The organism is Paraburkholderia sp. NMBU_R16, assembly GCF_013282575.1.
Taxonomy (GTDB): Bacteria; Pseudomonadota; Gammaproteobacteria; order Burkholderiales; family Burkholderiaceae; genus Trinickia.
Map to the genome: position 1 here is coordinate 121,682 of NZ_JAAAYE010000001.1, position 22,486 is coordinate 144,167.

The window sequence follows — 22,486 nt, forward strand, 5'->3', positions numbered from 1 at the left end:
GCGAATCACAACGTCTTATGCAGTTCGGTCAGTGAAAGCGCCGTTTCGAAGAGCCGCGTGAGGCTGCGGCTCGCGAAGCGGCCCACCTCCATCGGCGCCACCCAACGGAACGCATCCATCTCCGGAATCATCGAGCCGTCCTTGCGGCTGGGAAAAAGCGACGTGCAGTTGCAGCGCGCAAGATCGATTTCTCCCCCTTCAGCGCGCACCGCAAAAAGATGCAGATCCTTGTCCCGCCGATAAACAAAGCGCCCGAGGTCCTTCAGACGCTCGGGCGCAAACTCGATGCTGGTCTCCTCGCGCAATTCGCGCAGCGCCGTATCGATCGGCGCCTCCCCCGTTTCGCCTTGTCCTTTTGGAATGTCCCAATGCGTCGTATCCGTCGCATGGGCAAGCAATACATATCCACGCCGGTCGAGCACAACGACACCGCACGATACGCTGCGTTCGCTCATCGGCTAGTGGCCTGCCAACTCCAGCCGGCCCGACTCACGTCGTCGCAGCCTGACCGACGGCCGCCTTCGGCGCAGGCTCGAGCACGAGCCGATAGATCGCGCCGCCCACCGCCCCGCCAACGAGCGGCACGACCCAGAAAAACCAAAGCTGACCGAGCGCCCAACCACCCTCGAACACGGCCACGCCGGTACTGCGGGCCGGATTGACCGATGTGTTGGTCACGGGAATGCTGATCAGGTGGATCAACGTCAACGCAAGGCCGATCGCGATCGGCGCAAAACCGGCGGGGGCCCGCTTGTCCGTTGCGCCGAGGATGATCAGCACAAAAAACGCCGTCAGCACGAACTCGGTCATTGCCGCCGCCGCCACGGAATAGCCGCCGGGCGAATGTGCTCCGTAGCCGTTGGACGCGAATCCGCCTGCCATGTCGAACCCCGGCTTGCCGGTCGCAATGCAATAAAGCACGCCCGCCGCGGCAATCGCGCCGAGCACCTGCGCGACGATATAAGGTCCCACCTCGTATGCGGGAAAGCGCCCGCCGGCGTACAGTCCCACCGTCACGGCCGGATTGAAATGGGCACCCGAGATATGGCCTACAGCGTAAGCCATCGTCAGCACGGTGAGTCCGAACGCCAACGCCACGCCGGCAAAACCGATCCCCAACTGCGGGTACGCGGCAGCGAGAACGGCGCTGCCGCAGCCGCCCAACACCAGCCAGAACGTACCTAGGAATTCCGCCGCAAGCCGCTTCGTCATGTGTCGCTCTCGATAGGTCATGAGGTATGACGATGCTAGGCCAGGCACTGCAACAACTCAAGCCGTATGAGGCCGCCGACAGCCGATTTGACGAAATTTCATAATTTGTGGGATTTGGCCACGGGTAAGCGCGTTACGCGACTCGATGTACACGCTCATTCGGCCGGCATCGCTTCGTAGCCGTCGGTCAACGTCCGCAAGAACGCGATGACATCGCGAATCTCCCGCTCGTCGAGCGCCGGTTTGCCGCCGCGCCGACGATCGAAAGGGGGCTCGGTATTGATGTTGGCCCAGTACCGCTTCGGCAGATCGTCGAATTTGCCGAAGCGACCGCCAACGACCGGATAGAACCGCTCGGGATGCGTGTCGCGCTCGGCATAAAAGCGCAAGACCTCCTCGAGCGACCGATAGATGCCGTTATGAAAAAAGGTCTGCCGCGTGGCGACGTTGCGCAGCGTCGGCGTGCGAAACAGTCCACAGAATTCGTCGCGCCCGGCCAAGTCCGTGCGCCAAGGCCCGCATGCGCCCAGATCGAAGAACCGAGGGTCGCGATTCGCCGCGAGTGCGCGGTTGCGCGGCACGCCGAGTGCGATCAGGCCAAAGTCGGTAAAGAGGGGCGGCGAGCCATCTTTGGCTCGCTCGCTCGGATGGCAGCTAGCGCAGTTGCCTTTGCGTTCGTCGTTGAATAGTTGCAGGCCGCGCAACTCCGCCTCGCTCAACGCGGCACGGCCGGCAAGATAGGCGTCGTACTTGCTCGTGTAGGGAGAGAACACCGACGGCTTTTCCTCGAATACGGCGAGCGCGTCCAACACCGCATCGAACGTAGCCTGATCGTCGTCGAGCACGTGCGCGCCGAATGCCGCGCGAAATGTCCGGGCGTAAGGTGCCGCACGCACGGCCGCGGCGACATGTGCCGGCGCGCTGCCCATCTCGAATGGCGATAGCAGCGGAACGGCAGCCTGCGCGCGATGGGTGTCGACACGGCCATCCCATGTCAAACCGCCCGTCGGGCCCGCGTCGACGCTTTCGTCGCCTTCGTCATCGGAGTCGTGATAGTGCTCGCTGAAAGCGGGTACCCATTGCGAGTACATCAATGTCGGCACCGCGCGATAGCCGGGTTGGCGCAGATCCGTCCCGCCGAGTTGAACAGATAAAGCATTGGGCGGCCCGAACGCGTGCGCGGGGCTATGGCACGACGCGCAGGCGAGCTTGCCCGAGCCCGATAGCGACGGGTCGAAAAAAAGCTTCTCGCCCAGTGCCGTCTTCATGCGAACCGACGCATACACGTTCGCACGCGTCGCACCGCTTCCGATGCCGATGCCGAGTTCAGCCGCTTCGCCCGGCCGCGGCGCCTGCGCGGGGCGCGTACAGGCGGCAAGCGACGCGATCGCGCAAACCGCGCTTGCAATGGCCACGGCGCTCCGCAGGCGCCGCTCCATGCCGGACACGCGTTCGCCGGCCACACGCGTCACCGCGCTCGCGCACGCGCGTGCGTTGAGCTCCACGTCCAACCTCCCCGTTTCGACGTCGGGAAAAAGACACGTTATCGCGATAAACTGCCGCGACCCGCGCGAGCTGCACCGGCGCACCGATAGATGCCACACGGCACGAAACGCTCGACCCAACGGAGAATAAGCGATGCGCAAGAATACGAGAAAACGCCTTGCTGTGCCTATCATTGCGGCCGTCGTTGCATTGGGCGGTTGCGCCAATGGCACGCTGAGCGGCCGGCAAGACTTGTCGAGCGTGCGCAATGTCGTCGTCATCTATGCGGAAAACCGCAGCTTCGACAACCTTTACGGCAGCTTCCCGGGCGCCGACGGTCTGCAAAACATCTCGGCCGCCAGCGCCCGCCAGCTCGATCGCGACGGCAAGCCGTTACCGACCTTGCCGCCCATCTGGAACGGCCTCACCCAACGCGGTGTCACACCGGCGGTGACGCAAGCGGCAACGCGCGACCTGCCGAACTCGCCGTTCGCCATCGACGACCCGAGCGGCTTCAACACGTCGCGCCAAGTCGCCACGCGCGATCTCTGGCATCGTTTCTATGAAAACCAGATGCAGATCGACGGCGGCAAGAACGACATGTTTGCCGCCTGGGCCGATTCCGGCGGCCTCACGATGGGCCACTACGCGGCCGATACCTCCACACTGCCGCTCTGGAAGATTGCCCGGCAATACACGCTCGCCGATCATTTCTTCATGAGCGCATTCGGCGGCTCATTCCTGAATCACCAATGGCTCGCCTGTGCTTGCACGCCGGTGTACCCGAACGCCGACAAGAGTCCGGCGGCGCGCCTCATTTCGGCGGTCGAGCCCAACGGCGTCACACTCAAGGTGGCCGCCAACTCGCCCAGCTCGGCGCTGGCCGGGCCTCCGAAGTTCGTCAACTCGAGCAACCTGACGCCGGACTTCTACGCCGTGAACACGATGCAGCCGCCCTACCAGCCGAGCGGCAATGCAGCGGCGGCCGGCGGCGATCCGCGCTTCGCCGATCCAGCCAACCCGACGACGCTGCCGCCGCAAACGCAACGTCATATCGGCGATGCACTCAACGACGCGGGCGTATCCTGGGCGTGGTACGGCGGTGCCTGGAATGCCGCGCTCGAAGCGACGAATCGGCGCGACGTCATTTACGGCCCGGACCGGTCGGCCCCCAACTTTCAGCCGCATCATCAACCGTTCAACTATTTTGCCGATATGGCGCCCGGCACGGAAAATCGCGCGCGACATCTGCTCGACGGTGGCGTCAATGGAAGCAAGTTCATCCAGGCGATCGACAACGGCAGCTTGCCGCAAGTGGCGTTCTACAAGCCGCAAGGCAACCTCAACGAGCACCCCGGCTATGCGGACGTCGAATCGGGCGATCGTCATATTGCCGATGTCATCGCGCATCTGCAAAAGAGTCCGCAGTGGCAGCACATGGTCGTGATCGTGACGTATGACGAGAACGGCGGCTTCTGGGATCACGCGGCCCCGCCGAAAGGCGACCGCTTCGGCCCCGCGACCCGGATTCCCGCGATCATCGTTTCGCCGTTCGCGAAAAAGCACTACGTCGATCACACGCAATACGATACGACCTCGATCCTGCGCTTCATCACGCGCCGCTTCGCGCTCAAAGAGCTGCCCGGCCTGAAGACCCGCAATGAAGCGCTCGTCGCGCACGGCAATATGCCGATGGGCGATTTGACGAACGCGCTCGACCTCGCCGGCGATCGATGATCCCGATAACCCGTGCTGCCGGCACACTCGCTCAGGACGGCGTGCCGGCCGCGCTGTCCGACACTTCCCCGGTCGCACGGGAGATCGCGGTCTGCAGCTCGAAGAGCGCCCCATGAGGCGGCTCGCGGTTTTCCAGGCAAGCTTCGAGGCGCGTTGCCGCCTGAGCGACGGCTTGCAGATGAAACCACGAGGCGGTACCGACGATGCGATGCACGATCTCCTTCGCGCGCACGGTATCTTGCTCCAGCGATAGTCCCAACAACGTCGAAAGCTCGCTGACGAGCGTGCGCTGCAGCTTTTCCCACAGATCCGTATGCCGCTCGGAGGGAATGCCCGCTTTCTCCAATTCGACGATGGGGGGCGCCACGATGCCGTGCTGTTGGAACAGCGTGCGCAACGCGTCGATGCCGACCGGCTTTACGAAGACGTCGTCGGCACCCGCGGCGAAGCAAGCCTCGCGCTGCTGCGGCATGGCATTCGCCGTCAAAGCGATCAGCGGCATGCGGCGCCGGCCCAGCTTGCGCTCGAGCTCGCGAATGTGCCGGATCAACGTGACACCGTCCATTCCCGGCATCATGCAATCCGTGATCACCATCGCGTAAGCCTGGCGTTCGACCAACTTCAGCGCCTGCGCGCCGTCGACTGCCGTGTGGCACTCGGCGATGCGCAGCGTCAGGATCTGCCGCTTGAGTACTTCCCGGTTGATCTCCTGATCCTCGACGACCAATATTTGCAACGGCCCCGTCGCTGCCGCAGCCGGATCGGACGTCGTACGAGGCGACGCGGTATGGTGGCACGGCGCGCGTATCGCCGGATCGATCCGCAGCGGCAAATCGATGGCGATCGTCGTGCCGCGGCCAAGTTCGCTGGTCAGCGCTATGGTGCCGCCCATCGATTCGATCAACCGCTTGCAGATCACGAGCCCGAGTCCGGTGCCGGGCGGACGGCTCGCGCTCAACGAGCGGGCCTGCACGAACGGCGCGAAAAGGCGCGCTTGGTCCTCCTGCGCGATACCGATGCCCGTATCGGCCACTTCGATGACGACATGCTCGATTCCGTTTTCGCGCAGACGCAGCTTGACGGACAACGAAACGAAGCCATAGTCGGTGAACTTCGACGCATTACCGAGCAGATTCAGCAGTACCTGTCCGAGGCGCTGTGCGTCGCCGAGATATCGCGGCGCAAGGTCCCGGGCGACGTCGACCGCGAAACGCAACCCTTTGCGTTCGATCTCCGGCGCCGCGATACCGGCTGTCCGTTGCGCCACGTCGGCCAGCGAGAACGGCTGACATTCGAGTGTCAGTTCACCGTTCTCGCTCTTCGCGAAGTCGAGGACGTCGTTGAGGATGCGCAACAGAATTTCAGCCGCGTTGCGCGCCATGTCGACGAGATGCTGGTCGTCGGGCGGTAGCCTGCCGTGATCGAGCAACTGCAAAATGCCGACGACACCGCTCATCGGCGTGCGGATCTCATGGCTCACCGTGGCAAGGAAGACATCGCGTGCCCGGGACGCCTCCTCTGCATCGTGCTTCGCATCGATCAGTGCGGTCTGCGTTTCCTTGGTTTCGGTGATGTCGCGAACGTACCCGCTCCAGACGATTTCCCCGCGCGCGTGAAACTGGGGTGCCGCTTCGAGTTCGACCCAGGTCGGGCGGGGTGCGTTAAGCGACAGAGCGAGCTCGGCGCGCACCGTTTCCAGCGAGCGAGTCGAATGCAGGAAACGGTGCACCAGCCGGAATCGCGCCTGCGCGTCGAGCGCAACCAAAAAGCGCTTGAAGAGTTCGTCCGCCTTGGCGGCTCGCGGGTTGAGCCAATCGTAGGCGCGGCGATTCACGAAGACGAGCGTGAACGGGACGGCAGCGGCATGCTTGGTCCGCACGAACCGCAGCTGAAACACGATCGCGGGCAACGACTGAGTGAGTTCCACGAGTTGCCGTTCGGTCGAGCGCCGCTGCCGTACCTCTTTACGAAGCCGAAGCATGTAGACGCACAAGACCGCGAGGAAAAGCGCCGTCAATACGGCGATCGGCGTCAGGACGATCCACAGCGTCCGGGCAGGTACACCGAACGTGAAGCGCGCCGATAGCCAGCTGTTCTGGATATGCTCGCGCTCGCTTTCGGGAATCGCGGCGAGCGCCCGGTTGATGAGCGGGACGAGTGGGGCATATTGCGGCCCGACGCCGAACGACAACTCCTCGACATAGCCTGCCGGCGCGGCGATGCGCAGGATGCCCTCGTATTTTTCGCGAACGAGGCGGTCGATGACCCCCAGGTTGCCGATGTAAGCGTAGGCCTTGCCTTGCGCGACGGCATCGAGCCCCTCCTCGGCCGAGCCGACGATGATCTTATGCGTGTCGTGCATGCCGGGCAGTTCCGCCGTGAGCGCGTCGGAGTCTTTTACGATCGCGACCTCCGCACCCGAAATGTCGCCGGCGCCCGCGATGAAGGGTGCCGTTTCGCGCGTCACGATGACGAGCGGGTAGCGACCATAGGGAGTCGTGTATTTGAACGTGCTGTTCAGGCCATCGGATTGCGACGTCGCGACGACAAGGTCGAGTCCGCCTTCATTCGCAAGCTGCACCGTCTTCGCCCATGACCCCGCTGGGACGACGTGAAGCCGTAAGCCGAGCGTCTGGCGAACGAAGTCGAGATAATCCGCCGAGATGCCGCCGACGCGACCCGATGGGTCGAGGAATGCGATCGGCGCCCAGTGGGGATCGGTGCCGATCCGCAACGGCGGCAACGATTCGAGATAGGCTCGCTCCTGCGGCGACAGCGCAATGCGCAGGTCCCAGCCAATGTGGGGCGGCTGCTCGTCCTGTCCGTGCGTATGGCAGCCGGCGATCGACAGCGCAACGACGATGCAAGCCAGCCCGACGATGCGCCCGACGCAAGCGCCTACGAATCGCCTGCACGAACCGGCTTGCGCGTTCATGTCAGAAACACGTTGTTCTTGCGGCAATACTCGAGCAGTTGCTGACTATTGTGCGCACCCAGTTTGCGTTGCGCACTCATCTTGTGACGGCTGATCGTCTTTACGCTCCGATTCAGCCGCTGGGCGATTTCGGTCGGACTCTGACCTTGGACGAAAAGCCGGATCACCTCGAGTTCCGCTGTCGTCAGCTTCGCCTCGTGACCGACGCGGGTACCGACGATGCTCGCACCCGCGAGCAGTGACTGGAGCCCGGGACTCAGATAAGAGCGACTCTGCGACACGGCAAGCAATGCGTAATGCAGTTCCGTGACACCGCCGGCTTTTTCGACGATGGCCTTGACGCCCTTGGCTATCAGCTTGTTGAGAATGGCGGCATTGCGCAAAGCAGTGACGACGACAATGGGCGCATTTGGGCAAAGCCGCATCAAACGATCGATTAACGCCATGCCATCCTGGGTGATCTCGCCAGGCATCGAATAGTCGGTGACGATCGCGTCGCACGGCTCGCTTTGAACCACCGCGATCAGTTCGTCCGAGCTGGACGCTTCCGCAACGATTTCCGCGACACCGCTCGCCTCGATAGCGAGACGAATGCCATAGCGGACGATCGCATGATCGTCGGCGAGAATGATGCGGAATGATTTGTTCATGGTTGAGCTCCGACCCGACGCAAGTCGCCGATTGGCGCGGCACGCCGATATGCGCATTGCGCAGGAGGGCGACTCGAACCCGGTTTTGCTTGCGAAAATCAAAAATACTAAAGGGCATCAGTCGAACCGATAATACGAAAAATCTTGTAAATGGAAATCCCAAACGCAGCCAATTACATCTCGATATCGTCGCAACCCAGGTGAAATACCAACATATGGGAAGAAGCGGCCCAACTTGCTCATCGACCGCGATCGAGAAATCGTTCGATGATCGAGTCCCATTCGATTTCCCACGCTCCGCCTCCGACCTCGAGGCGGCAATGACCCTGAGCTAGCGAGACGTCCGCCTTCACCGCCCAGGGCAGCCCGATGCTCGCGGCATCGTCCCCCAGCGCCATTGCATCGTCCGGACTGACGAACAGACAACCGGCCGCCTCTGTGCCAGCGCATTCGCGCAGAGCTTGTGCGCAGATCTTCACACGCTGCGTAGGCGGCAAAGTTGCGGCCAGACGTTTTATCGCCACGGCCAGCGCCGCATCGAGCGTCGTTTCGAGCCGCGCCACCAAGGCATCGCGGCACGTTCTGTAGGCGGCCTCCAACTCGATGGCACGCTCGAGCAACGCGGCATCGGCGCTGCGACGACGCCGCGCGCATTCGAGCGAGGTTTGCTCCTGCAGCACGGCGGCTTCGTCGCGCGCCCGCGCAACGAGTGCATCGGCTTCGCGGCGTATGGCTTCCGCATAGTCGGTCGCTACGTCGAGCGCATCTCGATCTGCGCGCCGAAGCACGGTCCGCGTGATCGGAACGGGACACTCCGGCGGTGTCGCGATGCGGCGGGAGACAAAACTCATGGACCGGTGTTCGTATCGAGCGCGCGTAGCCGTCGCAGCACGGCAAGCCAAAGCGTCACGCACCGAGTCACATCGATCCGCTCGATGACGAGCCATGCGTCGGTCGCCAACCGTTGCGGTGCTCGCATCATCGCGACGCGGGCTGCCACGTCAGGCCAGCCGGCCTCGGCCATTCCAGACAACAGGCTCAGGCCGCAAACCGTCGCATCCCATTGCGCGCCGGATGGTACAAGACGCGCATCGAGGCAACTGACTTCACGATAGCGAAGCGCGATCGATAACTGCGGCTGCGCCGCCCTGCCCGCTTCCTGGACGGCTCCCGCTCTTACGAGTGCGATCCATCCGAAGATCGCCGCTGCATCGAGCATCATGGGCCGCGGCGCGGCGAGCGCCTCGAACCATCGCATATCGGCCGGCGGTGACCAGCACCGTCCAAGCGCGAACGCACCGATCCAGCCGCGAAACAGCAATCGTTGGCCCGCTACGCCGGCAGGAGGCACCGCCGTCGATGCGCCGTATCGCCGATGCCAATCGGCATGGGCCCAGCGCCATGGCGAGCACCAGAACGCCGGCCAACCGTCATCGAGCGTTCCGCTCATCGCTTCGCTGCGCGCAAGCGCATCACCCGACGGCGCAGACGCCATCCCAACATCGCTGTACCCGCCGTGCCGAGTGCCGCTGCCGCCGCCCATGCCGCATAGGACTGACGCACGACGGCTTCGGGGCCGGCTCGCACCGCCGCGGCAGCGGGCTCGCGCTCCTTGACCAGCATCACGGCGACATGTCGATCGTCCTCGCCGGCCAGCCCCGGCACGCCGTTCTTGACGAGCCGTACAAGCCCCGGCAGAAGGCCCGTCAGATCGACATCGGGCCGATGCTTGACGAGCAGCGACGCGGAGGCCGGCACCAGGGGCGCACCGGGCGAGGGCCGCTCGGGCGGTACGACGCGAACACGCACCGACACCACACCGTCGATGTCGAGAATGACGCTTTCCAGCGCTGTTTCGAGCGCATGGACATAACGGCTCCGCTCTTCGAGCGGGCTCGGCAACAGTCCTTTGCCGGTGAATGCATCGGCCAACCCGCGACGAGGCTGCCGCGGCAACCCCGCGTCGCGCAGCGCGCCGGCCGCACCGTAGAACTCGGCGTCGGTGACGGACAGCACGACGTCCTCCTTGTCCCGCGCTCGCTCGACACCGATCCCACGGTGACGCAACGCAGCCTGGATTTCGTTGGCGGCCTGGACATCGGATGAGCGAAACAGTTCGACTCGCGCATCGCAGCCGGCCAGCGCCAACGCGAGTCCCGCTGCGACCCAGCTGCCAACGCGCCAACGACGTGACGATGCGGCGCCATGCGTCATGACGCGGCAATCAGTTGTTTCAGCGAAGCTGTCGCAGTGCCGACGAGCTTCGCGGTCCACAACACATCGAGTTGATACGCTGCCATGAGCCTTGCCTGACGATGCATCGCAATCGCGATATGGGCCGTGCCCGCGCCGTTTGCATGAGCCTTGGCGATGCGCTCGGGCAACTGGCGAACTTCGATCCGGGTGCGGGCGATATGCTCGAGGTGCCCCTCGAGACGATCGAGCGCCGAGGAATGGGCCGGTGCGCGAAGTGTGCGCAGCGATGGGCCGGCCAGCGGTGCCTCGGCCAGCGCCTGCGCGAACTCGGCGCCCTCGCGGGCGAGGGCGGGAGCATCGGCTGCCGGCACGACGCCGACGGCAGGAAACGCCCGAAAATCGGAACGGTGCAACGCGTCCATGGTCTCGCTCCCGGCCGGCATCAAGCCTTGATTTGCTGCGTCAGTTGGCGAAGCGAGTTGATGAGCTCAGTCAACATGCGCGAGTGCGATGCATCGAGACCGGCTTGCGCATCGACCCGGTGCTTTTGCTCCGCAAACGCGAGCGCGGCGTGAGACACCGTCTCGGTCGCACGTACGTGCTGTGCCATCCGGTCCATCGCCGCAGCTTGAACATCCATCGACATATCGTTCCTCGAAGTGATTCGGCCACCGCGCGATAGGGCGGCGGGCCACGCGATTAAAAATGAATGCCTTGCGCTGCTTTGTGCGCGGCATTTTGCATCTTGGTCGCGGAGTCGATCTGACCGCTCGCGATGCTGTTGGCCGTATCGGCCATCATCTTCTGGATATTGGCCTCGGTCTGTAATTCGATCGTCCTCAATTGCATGCTCTGCTGACGTTTGAAAACACTGCCCATCTGATCGAGGTTTTCGGTTCCGTCGGCCGAAACCGCCGACGAGGCGGCACTGGCCAATGTGCTCAGCGCGCTGAGTGCGGGAATCACGGCTGCGAAGGTCATGGCTAACTCTCCCGGGTGTCGGTGAAACGTCTTTACGCTTCCCGGGATCGACGCAGTACCGGGAAGAAATCGACACCTTAGTAACAACGCACGCGCACCGGTTCCATCCAGTGACGAGCCGGTGCGGCGATGCCGCGACGAGCGGGGGCGCCCCGAACGAAACCGGTCGATGCGCATCGATGCGATCGGTTCGGCACGGTGCGTAACATCGTCCGATTTTTATATCAAAATCGACTGCAGCCGCGGCCTGGGGCGACGATCGCGGCTATTCCAAACCGCAAAACATTCGACGCTCATGATTTCGAGGCCTTCGGACCTGCCGGCGCCCCTTGCCGACGCTGACGTGTCCGTCGTATTCGACGACTGGTACCGCTCGCACGCGCTTGCCATTCAACGCTTCATCCTGCGTCGGGTGCGCAGCGCCGAAGATGCGGAAGACATCCTCCAGTCCACCTATCTCGGCGCATGGGAAAACCGGTCGTCCTATCGCGGCACGGCACATCCGAAAACATGGCTCACCGCCATCGCGCTCAACATCGTGCGCAATTACGTCAATCGCACCGCGGACTACCGGTTCATCGTCGAAAGCATCGACGACCACGAAGAAGAACTCGTCGACACGCTCGCTCCCGAGCGCCGCATGTCGATCAACCAGCGCTTTACGCAATTCATCGAATTCGCGCAGTCGCTCCCGCCCGATCAGCAACGCATGATCGAGCTACTGTTTATCGACGACGTCAGCTACGTGCAGGTCGCGCAACGGCTCGGCATCCCCGTCGGCACCGTGCGCTCGCGGCTCGCCCGGCTGCGCGCGAAACTCGAGCGGCATTGCGCATGAACCGCCCCTTCTCCCAGACCACGCTCGACGGACGATCCATGACACCCACACTGAGCCCCACCGAACTCCAACTCGCGCGCGCGATCGAGCACGCCGATGAGGTCCGCGATACGCTTTCGCCGGGCGCTCCGGAGCAGTGGCAGCGCTACGTCGATGCGCTGCGCGGCGTGTCGCTCGCAAACTGGAGCGCAACGACCGATCTACAGACGAAGTTCGTACTGGCGCGCGCAGTGCTCAATGAAATCCGTTGAATGGCTGCGCCGATGCGCGCTCGCACTCATCGGTGCGATCGTTCTCGGCGCCGCCGGCGCACGCGCGGGCGAATCACCGCATGACGGGCTCGATGCGCCCTATGCGTTTCAAGCGGCGCAATCGACGCCGCTCGACGCGCTCGATCGCTTCGCCAAGGATCACGGACTGCGCCTTCGCGTCGCCGCCGAGCGCGGGCGCAATAACGGTAGCTGGCGCACGGCGCGCCTCGCCGGATGGCTTCGGGCAGAAACCGGCCGCGACTTTCTGGAGCAGCTCGCCCGCACTCATCATTTCGATTGGTTCGTCGCGAACCGCACACTGTACGTGAGCGCCCGCACCGCTTCGCGCGTCGAACGCATGGCGCTCGGCGGCCTCGACCCCGAGGCAGCGCGCGCGGCGCTGGCAGCCGTCGGGCTCTATGAGCCGCGCTTCGGCTGGGGCGCACTGCCCGGCCAGGATGCCGTGCTCGTCGGCGGGCCGGGCGAGTATCGATTGCTGCTGCGCCAGTTCCTCGCGCACCGTCCGACCACAAGCGCAGCCGCCGAGCCTCAGCCGATGGTGTTCGTGCTGCGCCATGCGCAGGCGGCCGATGGACCCGCGCCCGAGCGCGGCAAGGCGTCGCGGCCCGGCGTCGCATCGATTCTTCGCCAGTTGCTGACCGGCGAAGACACGCACCTGCCAAGGCACGATTTCTTGCCACATCAGGCTTCGATACCCGATTTGCCCGGGCTCGCCGCACCCACCCCATTGCCGCTCGTCGATGCGATCTTTCCCGGCCGGACCGGCACTGCACCCGTCATGCCTATGCTGCCCGATACGCAATCGAGCGCGCCGCTGCCGCGGAGCTCACGCCACACGGATGTCGTCGTTGCCGCCGACGAGCGAACGAACACGGTGCTCGTGTGGGCCGACGTTGCGCTGCGCACACGCGTGGCGCAGCTCGTCGAAGCGCTCGATCGGCCACAGCCAATGGTATCGATCGAAGTGCTCGTTCTCGAGACAGAGGATGCGGCGCTCATGCCGCCCGCCTCGGAACACGCGTCGGGCCACGGCCACGGCCCCGGCGTCGCGGTGCCGGGCGCCAGCGCTGCCGGTGCCGATGCCCAAAGCGATGCACGATGGCTGAATGCACTCGCCGAGCACCGCGCGCGCGTGCTCAACCGGCAACGCATCGTCGGCTTCGCGAACCGGCACCTGGGCCTGGCGGTCGGCGCGGAAGAGCCGAGTGCGCCCGCCCCGTCGTCGGCGCCGAGCGCCGACCACGCGAACGGTCGGTCAGCGTCGCATGGCGACGCACTCGATCTCGTTGCGCGCGTCCTGCCGGCGCCGCCGAGCGGCCCGGCGGCGATCGCCGTCGAGATCGGGCTCGCTATGCGGCAGCCAACCGGGTTGCCCGGGCAGGAATGGGCCAGCACGAGCAGCACCGAACTGACGACGGCGGTGGTGCTCGAATCCGGTGCGCCGCCGCGGCTCGTTGCCGTCTACCCGGTCGCCACATCGCGCACGCGTCAACGTGCAGTGCTTCTTAGCGCGCACGCGCTCTTACCCTAACGCGGCCATCCCTTACCATGCTCGAAATTCGTATCTTGAGCGGCTTGCATCGCGGCGCCGCATTTCCGCTCGATGGCGACACGATTCGCCTCGGCAGCGGTCCCGACAACGATCTCGTGCTGTGCGATCCCGGTATGCCGGCGCACGCCGGGACATTCTCGCGCGGAGTCGACGATGTATGGTCGTTTCGCGCTGGCGGCACAGGCAAGGCAGCCTGTCCGATCCTCGTGGGCGCCGGGACACGTCTGGCGATCGGCCCCGCGTGCGCGGGAATCGCCGACGAACTGGCGCCGTGGGATGCGGGCCCCGCATCGTCGAGCGCGGCAGCCAGCGGCGGATGGCGGGCAGCACTGCGTACGTCGATCACCGAGCTCGCCTGCGTTGCGGCGTGCGCCGCGATGCTGCTCGGCGCGGCGTTGCTATGGCTCGGGTCCACGCGAAACGCACCCCCCATCGACGCGGCAGGCAATGCACCCGCGGCATCGCAAACGGTCCGGCCTGTCGAGGCATCGGTCTATCCGCCGCCCCGGGCCGTCGCACGCGCCCCGCTCGACGTCGCGAGCGTACGCCACGGCCGCCACGGCTTCGTCGTCACTCGTGAAGGACAAGTCCTGGCGCCCGGCTATCGATGGCGCGACTACACGCTCCAACGAATCGAGCCGCACAAGATCGTGTTCTCGGGTGCGGGCGTCGCGGAGCTCGCATGGTGACGATCGCGCGCCCGTCGTCCGATGCGTGCGATACGGCCGATGCCGCCGCGCTCGACGCCCGCCTCGCGGCGTGGCAAGCCCGGGTGAACGAGCGCTGCGCCAGCCGGGCCACTGCGCATGCATTGGGTCGTGTCGTCGAAGTCAGCGCCACGCTCATCGCCGCGCGGTTGCCTCGCGCCGAAGTCGGGCACTTGTGCGAGCTCGATTGCATCGACGCGCATGGCCATCCGATGCTCGCCGAAGTCATCGGTTTCAACGATTCACGTACGCTGCTCGCTCCGCTTGCGCCAACGCAGGGCCTGGCAACGGGCATGTCGCTGCGATCGCTGGGACGCCCGCACGACGTCGAAGCGGGAACACATTTGCTGGGTCGGCTGCTCGATGGCCTCGGGCGACCGCTCGATGCCTCGCCCCCCGTCGTCCCATCGGGCCGGCACGCGCCGCGTGAATGCGTACGCCGGCCCGTGCTGGCCGCCCCGCCTACGCCACTCGCACGGCCGCGCATCGTCGATGCGCTGACGACGGGCATTCGCGCGCTCGATGGGGTGTTGACGTTGGGCCGCGGTCAACGCATCGGCCTTTTCGCGGGACCGGGTTGCGGCAAGACGACGTTGATCGGTGCGCTCGCACGCGGCATTGACGCCGACGCGGTCGTCCTCGGGCTCGTCGGCGAACGCGGCCGCGAACTCAATGAATTCCTCGAGCGGGAACTCGATTCCGCTGTGTCCGCGCGAACCGTCGTCGTCTGCGCCACCTCCGAGCGCCCGGCCATGGAGCGCGTGCGCGCCGCTTTCACGGCCACGGCGATCGCGGAGGGGCTCAGCGCGAACGGCGCTCATGTGTTGCTGCTCGTCGATTCGCTCACGCGTGTCGCTCGGGCTCAACGGGAGATCGGCATCGCGGCCGGGGAGCCGACAGGGCACGCCGGGTTGCCCCCCTCGGTCTACGCGATGCTGCCGCGTCTCACCGAGCGAGCCGGGCCGTTGCCGCGGGGCTCGATCACTGCCGTCTATACGGTATTGACCGAAACGTCGACGCTCGATCCGATCGCCGAGGAAGCGCGCTCGCTGCTCGACGGGCACATCGTGCTGTCGACGGAACTGGCCCAGCGCGGGCATTTTCCCGCGATCGACATACTCGCGAGTACAAGCCGAGCGATGGACGCGATCGTCGCCGAATCGCATCGAAACGACGCGGCTCGATTGCGCTGCCTTTTGTCGCGATATCGCGATCTTCAGCTACTGCTGACGCTCGGCGAGTATCAAGCAGGGCGCGACGCCGAAAACGACGACGCCGTCGCGCGTCATCCGCGCCTTCTCGCATTCCTGCGTCAAGACACGCGTACGCCGTGCCAATGGCGAGATACGCTCGAGCAACTGCATGCTGCCGTCGCTCATTGATCCGCGCGTCCTGCGCCTGTTGGGCAGGAGGGCGGAGGCCCGCCTCGCACGGGCCGGCGAGCTCGTCGCCGATGCCAGGCGCGATGCGAGCGCGGCATCTCACGAACTCGAATGCGCGCGCCGCGTGCTGGCCAGCCTCGACCTCGAAATCGTTCGCACACGCGAAGCGCTTCGGCGCCGCATTGCGCAAGGCGCTTCCCATACCGACTTCCTGAACCGCAACGATTTCGCGGGCCACGAGCACGCCTATACGCATCTCATGGCGCGCCGTTCCAACGCAGGCTCCGCCGTCGACACGGCGAACGAGCGATTCGAGGTCGCACGCGCGGCGCTGGCCGCAGCCCTGGACACTCAGCGCAAGTGTTGGCGCCAGCGGGAAAAATATCGGCTGGCCGAGCGACTGTCGGCTCGGGCGGGCATCGAGGATCCCGTGGACCTGTCGTCGCTGACCGTATCGTCCACACCGCCAATGCGAGTGCAAGGATGACGCATTCGCCCCGCGCGATAGTGCTGCGCCGAGCTGACGCCGCCCACGTCGCCCAAAGCCGGCTCGCCCGCGTACCGAGCCTGCGTGTCTCGCTGGGCGACGCCAGTACCGCCACGCTCGAGCTTCGTCGCGCGGCGCCCACCGCTCTCGTCGAAGGCTCCGGGCTCGCCATCTCGACCCGATTCGGCTGCATGAGTTGGCACGATTGCGAAGCATGGCTGCTCGCGCTGACAGGCATCGATCCGGGTCTGGCCGAGCACCGCGCGGCGCGGGAGGCCTTCGTGCACTACGCGCTGGCGGCATTGCCCGCACCGCTCGGCGCTGCGCTCGGCGATCCCCGCTACGAGGCGTGCGCGTCCCCTTCGCAAAGCTCGTGCGCAGGCAGCGACAAAATCCTGATCGTCAGCCTTAGTTGCACGGTGCCGCACCTGCGCGTTGCGATGCTCGTGCGCCTCAATGCCGATGCGCTCAACGAGATGATCGAGCACGTCCCCTGGCAGTTCCCGTCCCCGCCCATCGCCCCGTGGCTCGAGCGCTTGCCCGGTCGCGCACGCGTGATCGCCGGAACGCTCGCGATGCCGTCCGCCGACATCCGATCGCTCGTGAGTGGGGACATCCTCCGCCTGCCCTCTCCCGCGTTCGACACGGCCGGCGTCGGACGTGTCGTTTTCGCCGGCCTCGCCTGGCAAATCCGCTGGCGCGACGCCGATTCCAGCTTCGAAGTCCTTCATCCGATGCACGACGATACCTCCTGCCCTCGGCCGTCAGCCACCGGCCTGCCGCCCGATACCCCGAACCCGGTCGACCCGGCGCGCCTGCCCGTGCAATTGTCGTTCGTCATCGGCACCCTCGAACTCCCGCTGGGCGCGCTCGCCGCGGCCGGCCGAGGCACGCTGCTTCGGCTCGCCGAGGGCATGCCGCCGACGGTGCGCATCGAAGCCAACGGTGTGCCCGTCGGCTATGGCGAACTCGTCGATCTCGACGGCCGGTTGGCCGTCGAGATCACGCAGTGGCGCAGCGAGTCCGGGACCGGCGCTTCGCCATGACGCCCGATCAGCATCCGCTCGCACTGCTCGTCTTGCTCGGCACGCTTTCGTTGCTTCCGCTTGCCGCGATCACGATGACTTCCTATCTGAAGATATCGGTCGTCCTCGTCCTGGTGCGCAACGCAATCGGCGTGCAGCAAGCGCCGCCCGCGCTCGCGCTCAACGCCGTGGCGCTGGCCGCCACGCTTTTCGTGATGGCGCCGACGCTGAGCGCGTGCCTGGACGAAGCGCAACGGAGCGCCTCATTGGCAACGGCCGGCGCCGTTTCGGGACGCGAGCAGATCGCGCGGGCCCAGGCGATCGCCGAACCGCTACGTCAGTTCATGCTGCGTAACAGCAGACTGGAAGAGCGCGAGCGGTTCGTCGAACTGGCGCTCCACGGTTCGCCCGACAGGACCCGAGCGGCCGCCGCGAATGACTGGAGCATCGTCGTCCCCGCATTCGTCGTCTCGGAACTGCAGGCCGCATTCGAAATCGGGTTGATTCTTTTCGTTCCATTCGTCGTCATCGATTTACTCGTCTCCAATATCCTGCTCGCGCTCGGAATGCAAATGGTGCCGCCCACGATGGTTTCGCTGCCGCTCAAGTTGCTGCTTTTCGTGGTCGCGAACGGATGGGGTCGTCTTATCGAAGCGCTCGTCGTTTCCTATCGAAGCTGAAGCCGATGCCCGATTCCCTCGCCTTCATGCAGCACGCGCTGATCCTCACGTTCAAGATGTCGCTGATCGTCGCCCTCGTTGCCGCCTGTGCCGGTGTGACGATGTCGCTCGTGTTATCCGCCTTCCAGATCCAGGATCAGACGCTACCGTACGCCGTCAAGCTCGTAGTCGTCTGCGCGACGCTCGCCGCGAGCGCCCACTCATTCGGTACTGAACTCGTCCGCCTCGTCGAACAAGCATTCGCGCTCGCCGCGCTGCCGCGCGGATGAACGTCCATGCCCGATCCGCTCACGAACCCGCTCGGCCCGCTGCTGCCCCTCTTTCTTGCCCTCAGTCTCGGCGCGCTCCGCTGGATCCCCGCACTGATCCTCGTGCCGATCTTCGCTCCGCACGCGCTGTCGCGCATCGCACGCACCGCCGTTGCACTGGCGCTCGCGCTGCCCGCCGTACCGGGTCTGCTGCCAGCCATCGCGGCGCGCGCGCCAAGCCCCGGTCTCGCACTGGGCCTGGCAGCGAAGGAGTGCGCTATCGGCCTGCTACTCGCGACTGTCCTCGCCGTTCCATTGTGGGCCGCCGAGTCGGCGGGGACCTGTCTAGACTATCAACGCGGCGCGAACCCACAGGCGCTCGACCCAGCCGCATCGCCGGACGCCTCGGTCTTCGGCGCCTTGTTCAAGCACGCCTCATGTGTCTATCTGATCCATGCCGGCGCGCTTCATGCACTCGTCGCCGTGGTCTATGCAAGCTTCGCCGTCTGGCCGCCGCTCGCCTGGCTGCCTGCGCTAAACAGCGGCACCTGGACCGCGATCGAGCCATTGCTGACGGCCATGATGCGTCTCGCCGTCCTGCTCGCGCTGCCCTATCTGCTCGCACTCGTTCTCGTCGAAGTCTGCTTCGCCGTGCTCTCGCGAGCCGCGCCACGGTTTCCGGCATACATCGCGGCGTTGCCGTTCAAAAGCGTCCTCGCGGTGCTCGTGGTCGCGCTGAGTCTGCCCGCGCTCTTCGATGCCCTCGCCCAGGCCACCTTCGCGCATGCCGAGGCCGCCATGCACGTCCTCGACCGCATGCGCGCCGATAGGCGATGAGCGAGAAGTCACTGCCGCCTTCCGAGAAGCGGCTGCGCGATGCGCGCGCCAAGGGTAACGTCGCACGCAGCGAGCCGCTCGGTGCACTGCTCGTCCTCGCCGCATCGACGGAGCTTCTCTTTTGGGGACTCGACGCCGCCTGCGAAGCCTGGCTCGAAATAGCGGGCCTGGCGCTGGAGGCGAGCTCGGCCGCGCGCCCGCTGGCCTCGGCGACGCGCCTCGTGACTGCGTGCGCGCGGCTCATGGTGCCAGTCCTGGCTTGCATCGGCGCGACCGCTTTCGCAGCAACCGTATGCGGTGCGTGGATGACAGGGTCAATGCATTTCTCGCCGAAAGTGTCGGCGCCGTCGCTCGCACGGCTCGATCCGCTTGCACATTTTCGGCAACTCGTTTCCGCTCGACATCTCACGGGGCTGGCCATCTCGCTCATCAGCGCCGCGGCACTCGGTATCGCGGCCATGCTCGCACTCGCCGATCGCGTGCAAATCGTGCCGATGTTGCTCGCCCGGCAATCGTTGGGAGCGAACTTGCAAGCCGGCGTCGAAACCGCCCATTTCTTGATCCGCGTGCTGCTGGCCGCGTTCGCCGCTCCGGCATTCGCCAGTGTATGGCTAGCGAAACGCCATCATCGGCGCGGACTGCGCATGTCACATCGCGACATGAAAGAGGAACTGAAGCAGACCGCCGGCGATCCGCAAGTCCGGGCGCGCTTGCGCTCGGCGCTCATCGAGGCTTTGCTGGCCCCTGCCGGCCCGACGCTCGGTGCACCTCGTTCGGGCCGCGCGCTCGTGACGAATCCCGAGCATATTGCCGTCATGCTCCACTACGACGGCAACACGCAATCGGTGCCGGTCGTCGTTGCCAAAGGCGTGGATGAAGCCGCCCAGGAGATGATCGAAGCGGCACAGCTGACCGAGATTCCCGTTTTCCACTTCCGCAAGCTCGCACGGCGGCTTCACGCCGATGTCCAGGTGGAAGCCACGATTCCCGCGGATTGCTATCGCGCGGTGGCGATCGTCTACCGGCTCGTGGACGAACTCGATACGCTCGATGCACGCTGTGCCCAACCGATCGAAATCGACGATCTCTTCTTCGACGAACGAGCTGAGACGTGATCATGCCGCATCGCGCGAGATCGTCCCCACCGCGCGCACCCGTTGCGTCGGCGTCAGTTCCGTATAGGCCAGCACGTAGGCGTCGAATACTTCGTCGCGCAGCAAGAGCCGCAGCGGGCGGCGCAAGTCCTGTGCCGTCAGCACCACCGGTGCCGCGCCATGCTCGTCCGGCGGCCGGCACAGTTCGGCCGCGCGCCTCAGTATGCGCCCGGCGGTCTCCGGATCGATCGCGAACGTCCATCCCTGCGCGCTCTGTTGCAACGAACCGCGCAACGTGTCTTCGAGCGCGCGATCGACGAGGACCGCATGAAGCACGCCGTCGCGCGCGAACTCCTGACATATCTGCGCCTGGAGCGCGAGGCGCACATGCTCGGCGAGCATCGCCGTGTCCTTCTCCTTCGGCGCCCAACTGACGAGCGTCTCGACGATGGCGCGTACGTTGCGAATCGATACGCGCTCGCCGACCAGCAACCGCAACACTTCGGCGAAACGCGGTAGCGGCATCACCTGCGCCAACTCCTTGGCCGCAGCCGGCGTTTCGCGCTGAAGCCAGCCGAACACGAGTTGCGCTTCATGGATCCCGACGAAGCGCTCTGCATGGCGATGCAGCACCTGCGTGACGAGCCGCTCGAAATAGTCGACGGCACCGATGCCCGATGCGAGCGCGCCGGCGTCGGTCAAACGCTCGCGTTCGATCCACACCGCCTTCGCAATGAGCGGGTAGCGCTGCACAACCGCATGTACGCGAAGCGCGTCGTCCGATATCGCCTCTTCCCTGACACACAGGCAGTCGTAGTGAAAGCGTCCATCCGCGGCAGCGACCTCGTGAACGGCGACTTCGTAGGCATCGCCTTCGAGCCGGCGCACACGCTGGATATCGATGTTCGGCACGGTCATGCCATGATGCAGCACGAGCCGGTTGCGCGCGCGCCGCGCGGCGCGCGCGAATTGAGCGAACCGCTCGTCGCCGGCCATTTGCTCCGAGATGAATACGACGATCGGCCGGATCGGCACGATCTGCCGCAAGTCGCATTCGTCAGGGATCGGCGCATCCGGGTGCATTTCCGGCTCGCCCTTACGGCGGGAATCGACGCCGGCCCACTCGCGGCGCAGGCCGAGCGCACCGAAGCCGAGCATCGATGCCGAGACGAGCGCGAACGCTATCCACGGCATCCCGGGTACGGCGGCAAACGCGGCGGCAACGGTGCCGGCGACGATCCATGCCGCCGGCGCCGCCCGCATCTGGCCGAGCACTTCGCGGCCAAGCGTCGTGCCCTGCGGCGTCTGCGCCTCGCCGCCGCGCGTGATGAGGACAGCCGCGGCGATCGAGATCAACAGCGCCGGGATTTGCGCCATCAGACCGTTGCCGATGGTCAACACGGCATAGCGATGAAGCGCCTCGCCAAGCGTCATGTCCTTGTAGACGACGCCGATGGCCATGCCCGCCGTCAGATTGACGATCACGATCACGAATCCCGCCACGGCATCGCCCTTCACGAACTTCATGGCGCCGTCCATGGCGCCGTGCATCCGGCTTTCGCGCGCAAGCTCCGCGCGCAGGTGCGCCACCATGTCGGGGCGAGCGAGGCCGGCGCGTACGTCGGCATCGATGGCCATCTGCCGTCCCGGCATCGAGTCGAGCGAAAAACGCGCGGCCACCTCCGCTACGCGCTCGGCACCCTTGGTGATGACGACGAACTGCACGACCGCCACGATGAAGAACACGATGGCACCGACGACGACGTGATCGCCGGCGACGAACCGTCCGAATGTTTCGACGATCGCCCCTGCGTCGGCGTGCATCAGAATCGAACGGCTCGTGCTGATCTCGAGGCCGAGCCTGAAGAGCGTCGTAAACAGCAGCACCGCCGGGAAGCTCGAGAAGGCGACTGCATTCGGCAGATAGAGCGAGAGCGCGATGAGTAATAGCGCTGTCGCGATATTGAGTGCGACGAGCGCGTCGATGACCGGGGTCGGCAGCGGCAGCACCATCATGAACACGACAAGCGCGACGATGATAGCCACGACGGCATCGCTGCGCGCGCCGAATCGATGCAGCCATTCGAGCGTGCGGGCGAAGGCCATGCGCGGCCCGCCCTGAGCATGATTGATATCCATAGCGCATTGAGTAACGCGCGGACCCCGTG

General features: G+C 65.4%; 24 protein-coding genes. 12 read left to right on the forward strand and 12 right to left on the reverse strand.

The window, feature by feature from the left end; all coding sequences use genetic code 11:
- Positions 1–5 precede the first annotated feature (5 nt).
- The 3 genes from GWC77_RS00525 to GWC77_RS00535 form a co-directional block, all read right to left on the reverse strand.
- Positions 6–455: an NUDIX hydrolase gene (locus GWC77_RS00525; RefSeq protein ID WP_173254782.1), complete on the reverse strand. Its 450-nt coding sequence runs from the start codon at positions 453–455 to the stop codon at positions 6–8.
- 34 nt (positions 456–489) lie between these two features.
- Complete coding sequence (gene aqpZ / locus GWC77_RS00530; RefSeq protein ID WP_173254784.1) at positions 490–1,212, reverse strand: aquaporin Z; 723 nt, start codon at positions 1,210–1,212, stop codon at positions 490–492.
- Between the two features lie 155 nt (positions 1,213–1,367).
- Positions 1,368–2,717, reverse strand: coding sequence for a cytochrome-c peroxidase (locus GWC77_RS00535; RefSeq protein WP_367948977.1), 1,350 nt, complete (start codon positions 2,715–2,717; stop codon positions 1,368–1,370).
- 133 nt (positions 2,718–2,850) lie between these two features.
- Between GWC77_RS00535 and GWC77_RS00540 the strand changes: the two genes are divergently transcribed.
- Complete coding sequence (locus GWC77_RS00540; RefSeq protein WP_173254786.1) at positions 2,851–4,434, forward strand: acid phosphatase; 1,584 nt, start codon at positions 2,851–2,853, stop codon at positions 4,432–4,434.
- Positions 4,435–4,465: 31 nt separating this feature from the next.
- Here the strand turns inward: GWC77_RS00540 and GWC77_RS00545 are convergent, their stop codons facing one another.
- The 8 genes from GWC77_RS00545 to GWC77_RS00580 all read right to left on the reverse strand — a co-directional run bounded on the left by GWC77_RS00545 (position 4,466) and on the right by GWC77_RS00580 (position 11,373).
- Positions 4,466–7,369 carry an ATP-binding protein gene (locus GWC77_RS00545; protein ID WP_173254787.1) on the reverse strand — a complete coding sequence of 968 codons (2,904 nt, stop codon included), beginning with the start codon at positions 7,367–7,369 and terminating at the stop codon, positions 4,466–4,468.
- Positions 7,366–8,019 (reverse strand): response regulator transcription factor, encoded by a 654-nt coding sequence (locus GWC77_RS00550; protein WP_173254789.1) that lies wholly within the window; start codon positions 8,017–8,019, stop codon positions 7,366–7,368. Before GWC77_RS00550 ends, GWC77_RS00545 begins: the two co-directional genes overlap by 4 nt.
- Positions 8,020–8,258: 239 nt before the next feature.
- Positions 8,259–8,870 (reverse strand): HrpE/YscL family type III secretion apparatus protein, encoded by a 612-nt coding sequence (locus GWC77_RS00555; protein ID WP_173254791.1) that lies wholly within the window; start codon positions 8,868–8,870, stop codon positions 8,259–8,261.
- Positions 8,867–9,469, reverse strand: coding sequence for a hypothetical protein (locus tag GWC77_RS00560; RefSeq protein ID WP_173254793.1), 603 nt, complete (start codon positions 9,467–9,469; stop codon positions 8,867–8,869). Before GWC77_RS00560 ends, GWC77_RS00555 begins: the two co-directional genes overlap by 4 nt.
- Positions 9,466–10,233 (reverse strand): hypothetical protein, encoded by a 768-nt coding sequence (locus tag GWC77_RS00565; protein ID WP_173254795.1) that lies wholly within the window; start codon positions 10,231–10,233, stop codon positions 9,466–9,468. Before GWC77_RS00565 ends, GWC77_RS00560 begins: the two co-directional genes overlap by 4 nt.
- The gene (locus GWC77_RS00570) at positions 10,230–10,637 is read right to left on the reverse strand and encodes a hypothetical protein (protein WP_173254797.1); all 408 of its coding nucleotides are present in this window, start codon (positions 10,635–10,637) and stop codon (positions 10,230–10,232) included. Before GWC77_RS00570 ends, GWC77_RS00565 begins: the two co-directional genes overlap by 4 nt.
- A 20-nt stretch (positions 10,638–10,657) precedes the next feature.
- Complete coding sequence (locus GWC77_RS00575; protein ID WP_173254799.1) at positions 10,658–10,855, reverse strand: hypothetical protein; 198 nt, start codon at positions 10,853–10,855, stop codon at positions 10,658–10,660.
- A 59-nt stretch (positions 10,856–10,914) separates the two neighbouring features.
- Positions 10,915–11,373: a hypothetical protein gene (locus GWC77_RS00580; RefSeq protein WP_173254616.1), complete on the reverse strand. Its 459-nt coding sequence runs from the start codon at positions 11,371–11,373 to the stop codon at positions 10,915–10,917.
- A 118-nt stretch (positions 11,374–11,491) separates the two neighbouring features.
- On the opposite strand from GWC77_RS00580, the gene GWC77_RS00585 reads away from it, so the two are divergent.
- Genes GWC77_RS00585 through GWC77_RS00635 form a run of 11 tightly spaced genes read left to right on the forward strand, consistent with a single transcriptional unit; the run spans position 11,492 to position 20,339 of the window.
- Complete coding sequence (locus tag GWC77_RS00585) at positions 11,492–12,034, forward strand: RNA polymerase sigma factor (RefSeq protein ID WP_173254801.1); 543 nt, start codon at positions 11,492–11,494, stop codon at positions 12,032–12,034.
- Positions 12,031–12,285 carry a hypothetical protein gene (locus GWC77_RS00590; protein ID WP_173254803.1) on the forward strand — a complete coding sequence of 85 codons (255 nt, stop codon included), beginning with the start codon at positions 12,031–12,033 and terminating at the stop codon, positions 12,283–12,285. The genes GWC77_RS00585 and GWC77_RS00590 overlap by 4 nt, the downstream gene beginning before the upstream one ends.
- Complete coding sequence (locus GWC77_RS00595; protein ID WP_173254805.1) at positions 12,272–13,837, forward strand: secretin N-terminal domain-containing protein; 1,566 nt, start codon at positions 12,272–12,274, stop codon at positions 13,835–13,837. Before GWC77_RS00590 ends, GWC77_RS00595 begins: the two co-directional genes overlap by 14 nt.
- Positions 13,838–13,854: 17 nt before the next feature.
- Complete coding sequence (locus GWC77_RS00600; RefSeq protein ID WP_173254807.1) at positions 13,855–14,547, forward strand: FHA domain-containing protein; 693 nt, start codon at positions 13,855–13,857, stop codon at positions 14,545–14,547.
- The gene (locus GWC77_RS00605) at positions 14,541–15,947 is read left to right on the forward strand and encodes a FliI/YscN family ATPase (RefSeq protein WP_173254809.1); all 1,407 of its coding nucleotides are present in this window, start codon (positions 14,541–14,543) and stop codon (positions 15,945–15,947) included. Before GWC77_RS00600 ends, GWC77_RS00605 begins: the two co-directional genes overlap by 7 nt.
- A complete protein-coding gene (locus GWC77_RS00610; RefSeq protein WP_173254811.1) occupies positions 15,928–16,434 on the forward strand; it encodes a hypothetical protein in 507 nt (168 codons plus the stop codon). Before GWC77_RS00605 ends, GWC77_RS00610 begins: the two co-directional genes overlap by 20 nt.
- A complete protein-coding gene (gene sctQ, locus GWC77_RS00615) occupies positions 16,431–17,480 on the forward strand; it encodes a type III secretion system cytoplasmic ring protein SctQ (protein WP_173254813.1) in 1,050 nt (349 codons plus the stop codon). Before GWC77_RS00610 ends, sctQ begins: the two co-directional genes overlap by 4 nt.
- Complete coding sequence (sctR, locus tag GWC77_RS00620; RefSeq protein WP_173254815.1) at positions 17,477–18,139, forward strand: type III secretion system export apparatus subunit SctR; 663 nt, start codon at positions 17,477–17,479, stop codon at positions 18,137–18,139. Before sctQ ends, sctR begins: the two co-directional genes overlap by 4 nt.
- Before the next feature lie 5 nt (positions 18,140–18,144).
- Complete coding sequence (locus GWC77_RS00625; protein ID WP_173254817.1) at positions 18,145–18,408, forward strand: EscS/YscS/HrcS family type III secretion system export apparatus protein; 264 nt, start codon at positions 18,145–18,147, stop codon at positions 18,406–18,408.
- 6 nt (positions 18,409–18,414) lie between these two features.
- Positions 18,415–19,224: a type III secretion system export apparatus subunit SctT gene (sctT, locus tag GWC77_RS00630; RefSeq protein ID WP_173254819.1), complete on the forward strand. Its 810-nt coding sequence runs from the start codon at positions 18,415–18,417 to the stop codon at positions 19,222–19,224.
- The gene (locus GWC77_RS00635; RefSeq protein WP_173254821.1) at positions 19,221–20,339 is read left to right on the forward strand and encodes a flagellar biosynthesis protein FlhB; all 1,119 of its coding nucleotides are present in this window, start codon (positions 19,221–19,223) and stop codon (positions 20,337–20,339) included. The genes sctT and GWC77_RS00635 overlap by 4 nt, the downstream gene beginning before the upstream one ends.
- On the opposite strand, the gene GWC77_RS00640 is transcribed toward GWC77_RS00635, so the two are convergent.
- Positions 20,340–22,457, reverse strand: a complete 2,118-nt coding sequence (locus tag GWC77_RS00640; protein ID WP_173254823.1) for a flagellar biosynthesis protein FlhA — start codon at positions 22,455–22,457, stop codon at positions 20,340–20,342.
- Positions 22,458–22,486: the final 29 nt, after the last annotated feature.